The sequence below is a fragment of the Staphylococcus sp. EG-SA-17 genome (genome assembly GCF_017151845.1).
Lineage (GTDB): Bacteria > Bacillota > Bacilli > Staphylococcales > Staphylococcaceae > Staphylococcus > Staphylococcus aureus.
This window is the reverse complement of record NZ_JACVZO010000066.1, coordinates 1-1,550: the sequence shown is the minus strand read 5'-3', so window position 1 is coordinate 1,550 and position 1,550 is coordinate 1. Positions and strand designations below refer to the sequence as shown.

The following is a 1,550-nucleotide window of genomic DNA, read 5'->3' as shown; positions in this document are numbered from 1 at the left end:
TAAATGATATTGTTGAAACAATTCCTGACAATGAATTCGACGAATTCAGACATCACCGTGGTGCAACTTCGTACCATCCTAAAATGATGTTAAAAGTGATTCTATATGCCTACACACAATCTGTATTCTCAGGTCGTAAAATAGAAAAAATGCTTAATGATAGCATCCGAATGATGTGGCTATCACAAAATCAAAAACCTTCTTATAAAACAATTAATCAATTTAGAGTAAATCCAAAAGTAGATGCTTTATTAGAATCTTTATTTATTCAATTTTACAGTCAGTGTGTAAAACAAAATCTTATAGATGATAAAGCTATTTTTATTGATGGTACAAAAATTGAAGCAAATGCCAATCGATATACATTTGTATGGAAAAAGAGTATTCAAAACCATGAATTAAAGATGAATGAGGATTCTAAAGCCCTCTACCATGAATTGGTAACCAATAAAATCATACCGGAAATTAAAGAAAATCATGATAATGAATTAACAAAAGAAGAAATAGATTTGATTGGTAGTCACTTAGATAAAGAAATCGAAGATTTAAACCAACATATCAACAATGAAAAATGTACTAAAACAAGAAAACAAATACGTCTCAAAAGAACTAAAATCAAAAAATACAAAAAGCAAATCAATGATTATTTTGAGCGAAAGTATCGATACGAATTTCAAAAATCTATTTTAAAGGATAGAAATAGTTATTCTAAGACAGATCATGATGCGACATTTATGAGAATGAAAAAAGATCACATGAAAAATGGACAACTTAAGCCAGGGTATAATTTACAAATAGCGACAAATTCCCAATTTGTTTTATCTTATAATGTGTATCAAAATCCAACGGATACTAGAACGATGATTCCATTTTTAAATTCAATTCAAGAGACCTACGGTCATTTACCTGAATATATTGTAGCTGATGCAGGTTATGGTAGTGAATCAAATTATAAGGCAATTATAGATGACTTTAATCGAACGCCACTCATAACATATGGAATGTTTATAAAAGATAAAACTAAAAAATATAAAAGTGACATCTTTAATACTCAAAATTGTAACTATGAGGAAATTAATGACGAATTCATTTGTCCGAATAATAAACGGCTAGGTTTTAAAAGATATGCCTATCGTCATGATAAGTATGGTTATAAGCGAGACTTCAAATTATATGAATGTGATGATTGTTCAGAATGTCCTCTGAAAAATCAATGTATGAACTTCAATTCAAAAACAAACAAAAAAATAATGAAGAATTATAACTGGGAATATTTTAAATCCCAAATTAACAAAAAGCTTTCAGAACCAGAAACAAAAAATATCTACAGTCAAAGAAAAATTGATGTGGAACCTGTTTTTGGATTTATGAAGGCTATTTTGGGTTTCACTCGGATGTCTGTCCGAGGACTCAATAAAGTCAAAAGAGAACTTGGTTTTGTATTAATGGCACTTAATATAAGAAAAGTAGTAGCTCAACGAGCTGAAAATAATCAAAAAATTTATAAAAAAGACAATTTCTATATTATTTCAATAGAAATTGTCTTTTTT

1 protein-coding gene is annotated in these 1,550 nt (G+C 28.5%); it reads left to right on the top strand.

The features are described from left to right. The coding region (locus IDG65_RS14050) for an IS1182 family transposase (protein ID WP_206174188.1) at nucleotides 1–1,550 on the top strand (1,550 nt) is incomplete at both ends.